Source organism: Polaromonas sp. P3_C2 (genome assembly GCF_056402675.1).
The window spans coordinates 1-6145 of sequence record NZ_JBFUGX010000227.1 but is presented as its reverse complement, the minus strand read 5'-3'; the positions used below and the strand labels follow the sequence as shown (position 1 = coordinate 6145).

The following is a 6145-nucleotide window of genomic DNA, read 5'->3' as shown; positions in this document are numbered from 1 at the left end:
AGGCGGCTCGCAACGCCCTGCTGCTCTTTATGGCAGCGGGCTTGCTGCTGATCCCTTTCAAGCCAACGCTGGTGCTGGACCTCTCCTATACGCAGGGCTTGCTGCCGGGTGTACCGCGGCTGGCAGGGCTGGCCGCGCATGCGGTGTCACTCGGCATGCTGGCTCAGCTGGGCTTGTTGTGTCTCCTCGCGCGCCCTCTGCAGAGCGTCTGGCTTAATCGCCTGGCGTGGGGAATGGGGCTTCTTGTACTTTTTCTCGCTCAATCCAAAACAGCCTGGATTTCTTTTACCCTGTGCTCCGCCTGCATTCTTGCTGTACGGCAGGGGCCCGCGTTTCTGCGCCGCGCCAGTGATCCGGTGCGGCCCGAATTCGGCATCGTCTCGTTGGTGGGGTTCATGGTTGCGGTGGCCGGCGTCACGTTGGTGCTGATGTTTGGCGATATCGATGCGCGTCTGTCCAGCTTCTTTGACAGCGCCCAGGGCGCGCAACTCGCGTCCATGACCGGCCGTGATCAGATCTGGGCAATTGCCTATGACGAATGGCAGCGCAACCCTGTGTTCGGCTACGGACCCACCCTGTGGGATGTCAGTTTCCGTGAAAGTATCGGCATGCCCAATGCGACCCACGCGCACAACCAGTTTATGGACACGCTGTCGCGCTCCGGCACGGTGGGTGCCGCTGCACTGGTGTTGTACGCATTGGTGCTGCTGGTCCTGTCTATCCGCTATGCACGTGCCAGCGGCGGCCTTTCACTGGCGTTGTTCGTGGCGCTGGCACTGCGCGCCATCAGTGAAGTGCCGCTGCTGCTCTTCGGTTACGGCCCCGAGCTCACCACTCACGTGCTTTTGCTGATGACGCTGGCGGCTGCAGCGCGCGAAGCCCATGCCCGCAGAAGGCAGCCGGCAAGCTTGCCGGAAGGTGCCACGCCCCGCTTCGCCGGGAACTTCCATCCGTCCCCGGCTACCTCTCGAGCCCGACCATGAAATTTTCGATTGTCATTCCGCTTTACAACAAGGCACCGTACATCAACGACACCATCGCGTCGGTGCTGGCACAAACCTTCTCGGACTTCGAGGTCATTGTGGTGGACGACGGTTCCACCGACGGCGGTGCGGAACTGGTAACGTTCATACCTGACCCGCGATTGCGCCTGGTGCGCCAGGCCAATGCCGGTGTTTCCGCCGCCCGGAACCTGGGAATTTCGCTGGCAAAAGGCGAATGGGTTTCCTTTCTCGACGCCGATGACTGGCACCATCCCCAGTACCTGGAAACCCTCCTGTGGACGCAGGCGCGTTACCCGCAGGTCGACACGGTGGCCACCGACTTCTTGCCGGTTCCCGATACGCACACCATGTGGCCGCCGAACTGGCCAGTGCTGGCAGATCAACCGGAAGTGGAACTCATCACCGATCTGCCGCGGCGCTGGATGAGCGCGCCGTCGCTGTGCACCAGCGCGGTGTCCGTGCGAAGCGCGCGCTTGCGGCAAATGCAGCCATGCTTTCCTTCGGGAGAGTCGCACGGCGAAGACCTGGATCTATGGTTCCGTCTGGCTGAGAAAACCCCCGTTGCGCTGGTCCGGTCGCCCTTGATGGCGTATCGGCTGGCTGTGGAAGGCGGCCTGACGACATACCACCCCGACCTGGCCATGCCACCGTTTCTGGAACGCATGCGGGCACGTGCACTATCAGGGGCCATGACCACAGCACAACGCCGGTCTGCACTGTGGCTTGTGGCGCAACACGAGTTGACGCTGGCACGGCAGGCATTGGCATCCGGAAGCCGCCGTGAGGGCTTCGACTGGCTGGTGCGCGCACACCGCGCGGCTACCGGGAGACGCTGGTGGCTGACGGCGGCCATGCTTTTCATGCCGGGCCAGGTGGTGAAAAACTGGCAGCTTTGGCGCACGCGCCGGACCGTTCACACCGGCAGCCCGGCCGAAGCAGGATAAAAAAATGAACCCCAAATCACCCCGCAAAATTACCCCCCTCTGGCATTCCTGCCGGGTCTCCGTGGTCATCAAGGCACTGAATGAGGAAAAACGCATCCGGGCGACCATCGAGAGTGCGCTGCGCGCTGTTTCCACCGTGGGAGGAGAGGTCATTCTTGCCGACTCCTGCTCGACCGACAGCACAGTGGAACTAGCATGTACTTACCCCATCCGTATCGTCCAGCTGGCCAATCCCAATGAGCGCTGCTGCGGCGTGGGCCCGCAACTGGGCTACCAGCATTCGCATGGCGACTTCATTTATATCCTCGATGGCGACATGCAGATGCAGGAAGGCTTTCTTGAGAAAGCACTCGATTTTCTGGATGCCCATGAAGACGTCGCAGGCGTCGGCGGACGGGTGGTGGAGCAAAACACCGCGAGCCTGGAATACCTTGCGCGTGGAGAACGCGCCTCGCCGCACCTGCTGCCTGGCAAGGTCGACCGGCTCGACGGCGGAGGGCTTTACCGTCGCACAGCCATTGAGGCCGCAGGCTATCTTTCCGACCGTAACCTGCACAGCTATGAAGAATTTGACCTGGCCATCAGGCTGCGCGCTCTCGGCTGGCATCTGTGGCGCCTGCCGGTGGATGCCGCCAACCACTTTGGCCACGATGCACCACCCTATCGCTTGTTGATGCGGCGCTGGAGCACCCGCTATATCTGCGGGCTGGGCGAACTGGTCCGCGCTGCCGCCGGCCAGCCCCGACTGCATCTGGCGCTGCAGGGCCTGCGGGAACTGCGCCTGTACATGGCCGTCCTGGGCTGGTGGGCGGTCATGGCCAGCCTGGTATTCTGGCCGGTATCGGCTCCCCTGCGCATGGCATTCTTTTGCATCATCGTCACGGCGCCGGTGTTGCTGATGACCTGGCGAAAACGGTCTGTCACCAAGGCCCTCTATTCGGTGATCTCATGGTGCTTCAATGCCGCGGGCCTCATACGCGGCCTGCTTCGCCGGCAACGCCCGGCTGGCGAGGCCATCGCGAGCCGGATACTCAAGGACTTCTCAATGGCGCCTCGCCAGGCAATTCAGGGGAGCGCCCATTGATCGGCCCCGATGGAAGCCCGCAGAAGCAGCAGGCGACGCAGCAATTCACGGGCGTACAAATTCTGAGGTTTGCCGCGGCCATGCTTGTCGTGGTCATGCACATTACCCAGGCCATTTCCATCCACATCGGCGGAACCGGCCCAACCCATTATTGGGCAGACGGCTCCGCAGGCGTAGACATCTTTTTTGTCATCAGCGGGTTTGTCATGGCCATGTCAACATCGGCACTGCCTTCCGACGCTGCGTCGCGGGTCAATGCCGCCTGGGTGTTCATGCGGAGGCGCTTGCTGAGGATCGCACCGCTCTACTGGTTCTATACCTTGTTGAAGGTCGTCCTCTTGCTGGCTTTGCCGACCCTCGCATCCCGCGCATCCGTGGAACCGGGGCATCTGACCGCCTCCCTTTTGTTCATCCCTGCCGTGAGCCCGTGGGGCCTCGTATTGCCCGCGCTGCCCGTCGGCTGGACGTTGAATTTCGAAATGCTTTTTTATGCGGTTTTTGCGGCAGCCATTGCCCTGGGCGCACCACGCATCCGGTTTTGCTTGCTGGTTTTTCTACTGATTTTCACGGCTGGTCGGTATGTACCGGACTCGGTGGTGCTGGGTTTCTACGCCCAGACCATTGTTTTCGAGTTCATTCTTGGAGTCTGCATTGCCTATGCCTTTTTGCATTTTCGGCATGCATCGCCAGGAGCCGGCCTGATCGTCATGACCGCTGGCGCGATGTTCATGTTTATCCCTGACTGGGGGCACTCGGCCGACCGTTTCGCCACCTGGGGCTGCGGTGCTGCGCTGGTTGTCCTCGGGTCAATCTGGCTCGAGCCATGGACCTTGCGCGCACCACTGGCTTCCCGTCTGTCTTTCCTGGGTGACGCTTCCTACTCCATCTATCTCTCGCACACCTTCGTGGTACCGGCCGGTGTGCTGGCGCTGAAAAAACTGGGCGTGCAGGACAGCCTGGCCATCGTGCTTGCCGTGGGYACGGCCGTGGTGGTTGCAGGCTGCATCTCGTACGTGTGGCTGGAGCGTCCCATGACCACCTTCTTCAAGCGCGCACTCTTTAGAAAGCCCGGTCTTTCTTATCAAGGTACAGGAAAGTAATTATGAGAAGTGAATCGCTGCCGCATTCGGCCGCACGAGAACGCGAGGGGCGCTATATCTACCTTGCGTGTCCCTGGACGCCCAAAGGCGGCGGCATGTTCAAGGTCGCGGACTACCTGATTCAGGCCCAGGCGTTTTCAGCCCCTGCCGATGCGGCGGAACTCCGTCCGCTTGACACCCGCGGCGGCGCCAACGCGCTGTATTCACTTTGGGTGCTGGCAACTGCCATGGCCAGAATAGTGCGCGGAAAACTCAACGGCCGGCTGGCGGGTGTCCATGTGAACATGGCCGAGCGGTTGAGCCTCTTTCGCAAGAGCGTGATCATCATTGTCTGCCGCGCCCTCGGTATTCCGGTGGTGCTTCATTTGCACGCTGCGCAGCTGCATCATTTCTACCGGTCGTTGCCCCGTCCGCTGCAGATGCTGACGCGCTGGGTATTTTCGCTGCCGGCCAGTTGTGTGGTGCTGGGATCATCCGCACGGCGTTTTGTGGTCGAAGAACTCGGCGTGCCGGCCAATCGCGTGGAGATCGTTATCAACGGTGTTCCCGAACCTACCCATGCACGGCGCATAGCCTCGGAACAAATCGTGCAGCGCGTGCTCTTTTTGGGAAACCTGTCGGAGCGCAAGGGGGTATCGGATCTTTTGCAGGCGCTGGCGCTCCCGGGATTTGATGCCTCACGAACCGAAGTGATTCTGGCCGGCGGCGGCGATATCGAAGCCTACCGGATAAAGGCAAAGCAACTGGGCATCGAAGCACTGCTTGATTTTGCCGGCTGGTCCGACCAGCAGCAGGTCGCACGCCTGATGGCTCGCGCCGATGTCCTGGTATTGCCTTCTTACGACGAGGGCCTGCCACTGGTCATCCTGGAGGCCATGGCCAACGGCGTTGCGGTGGTCTGCAGCCCGGTAGGCGAAATACCTTCCGTGTTGACCGATGGGGYCAATGCGTGCTTTGTGCAGGCTGGCGACGCAGCCGGTATTGCCAGGGGCCTGCAGCAGGTGCTGAACGAGCCTGCGCTGAGGACTTCACTGGAGCGCAACGGCCGGGCACTTTACGAACAGAACTTTTCCCTTGCCCGTTTCTTTGCCAGCGTTGCGCGCATCCACCAGCGCAATTTCGGCGTAGCAGCCCAACCGCTGCGCACCACCGCCAAATCTGTCCCGGACACCCACCTATGATCACGCAGGCCAATGACATTCAGGCCGGCAGCCGCCTTCAGGCGGACGTCTGCGTAGTGGGTGGCGGCCCTGCGGGCATTGCATTGGCGCTCACCTTGTCGGAGCAAGGGCATTCCGTGCTTCTGCTGGAGTCGGGGCAGCTGCAGGCGCACGCTCCCACCCAGTCGCTCTGCGAGGGAGAAGTCGCGGATGAGCGGCTGCACAGCCCACCCGGCAAATATCGCCAGCGGCGCCTGGGGGGATCCACCGCGATCTGGGGCGGACGCTGCATGCCCTTCGATCCCATTGACTTCGAGACCCGCAGCTACATTCCGCACAGCGGGTGGCCGCTGTCTTACGAAGACCTGCGACCCTACTACCCGCGTGCCAATGCCCTCGCGGAAGCCGGGCGGTTCATTTATGACGCGGGTGAAGCCCTGGAGCCGGAAATCGGTCCGATGATTGCAGGGTTCGACAGTTCGCGCGTGCTGACCAATGGGCTGGAGCGGTTTTCCTGTCCCACGCATTTCGGCAATCGCTATGCACGGCGGCTTGAGCTGGCGCCCAATATCCAGGTACTGCTGGGAGCCAACTGCACTGCAGTACGGCTGCACGCCGACGGAAGGGCCGTCCGGGAACTCGAGGTACGCACCTTGGCAGGAACACACTTTTGGGTGACTCCGAATACCACGGTACTGGCCATGGGCGGGCTCGAAACGGCGCGTTTGTTACTGGCGTCGCGGGATGTCGTTCCGCAAGGCGTCGGCAACCAGCATGATGTGGTGGGGCGCTACTACATGTGCCACATCGCCGGGAATGTCGGCACCCTGACCGTTCATGGGCCCGTCAGCAA

The 6145-nt window shown here is 61.8% G+C and carries 6 protein-coding genes; all 6 read left to right on the top strand.

Annotation, left to right across the window (positions count from 1 at the left end):
- On the top strand, positions 1–983 hold a 983-nt coding region (locus AC1DWI_RS11280; RefSeq protein ID WP_477724849.1), incomplete at its 5' end, for an O-antigen ligase family protein.
- The gene (locus AC1DWI_RS11275) at positions 980–1948 is read left to right on the top strand and encodes a glycosyltransferase family 2 protein (protein ID WP_477667862.1); all 969 of its coding nucleotides are present in this window, start codon (positions 980–982) and stop codon (positions 1946–1948) included. The genes AC1DWI_RS11280 and AC1DWI_RS11275, both read left to right, overlap by 4 nt.
- Positions 1949–1952: 4 nt before the next feature.
- Positions 1953–3032 (top strand): glycosyltransferase family 2 protein, encoded by a 1080-nt coding sequence (locus AC1DWI_RS11270; RefSeq protein WP_477667863.1) that lies wholly within the window; start codon positions 1953–1955, stop codon positions 3030–3032.
- Positions 3029–4132, top strand: a complete 1104-nt coding sequence (locus tag AC1DWI_RS11265; protein ID WP_477667864.1) for an acyltransferase family protein — start codon at positions 3029–3031, stop codon at positions 4130–4132. Before AC1DWI_RS11270 ends, AC1DWI_RS11265 begins: the two co-directional genes overlap by 4 nt.
- A gap of 2 nt (positions 4133–4134) precedes the next feature.
- Entirely contained in the window at positions 4135–5313 is a 1179-nt protein-coding gene (locus AC1DWI_RS11260) for a glycosyltransferase family 4 protein (RefSeq protein WP_477724848.1), read from the top strand.
- The coding region (locus AC1DWI_RS11255; protein WP_477724847.1) for an FAD-dependent oxidoreductase at positions 5310–6145 on the top strand (836 nt) is incomplete at its 3' end. The genes AC1DWI_RS11260 and AC1DWI_RS11255, both read left to right, overlap by 4 nt.

Bases quoted from the DNA above. Each gene is read 5' to 3' on its own strand.
- AC1DWI_RS11275 (WP_477667862.1), top strand. From the start codon at position 980: ATGAAATTTTCGATTGTCATTCCGCTTTACAACAAGGCACCGTACATC.
- AC1DWI_RS11270 (WP_477667863.1), top strand. From the start codon at position 1,953: ATGAACCCCAAATCACCCCGCAAAATTACCCCCCTCTGGCATTCCTGC.